This window comes from Colwellia sp. BRX10-1 (assembly GCF_014077545.1).
In the GTDB taxonomy this organism is placed as follows: domain Bacteria; phylum Pseudomonadota; class Gammaproteobacteria; order Enterobacterales; family Alteromonadaceae; genus Colwellia_A.
Genome location: NZ_JACGWC010000139.1, coordinates 1 through 253 on the forward strand (window position 1 = coordinate 1; position 253 = coordinate 253).

Consider the following 253-nt stretch of genomic DNA (forward strand, 5'->3'; position numbering starts at 1 on the left):
GTATAAGTAATTACAGGAACAGCACCATTGAAATTGTCATTTGGTGTAAAAGTGTAACTACCATCGGCATTTAAAGTGAGTTCACCTTCAGCGAGAGTAACGGTATCACCAGCATTATACGTATTTCCATCAACAGTAAAACTCGTTACGGTTAATGGTCCATCTGCAGTTGCTGCATTATCCAAAACGTTACCAGAGACTGGGGTATCTTCAGCTGTTGTAACAGATTCATTGTCATCAGTAAGATCTGATA

Annotated in this window: 1 protein-coding gene; it reads right to left on the minus strand. The window is 39.1% G+C overall.

Translation table 11 applies throughout. From position 1 onward, the window contains the following. On the minus strand, positions 1–253 hold a 253-nt coding region (locus H4J75_RS19875; protein WP_182223084.1), incomplete at both ends, for an Ig-like domain-containing protein.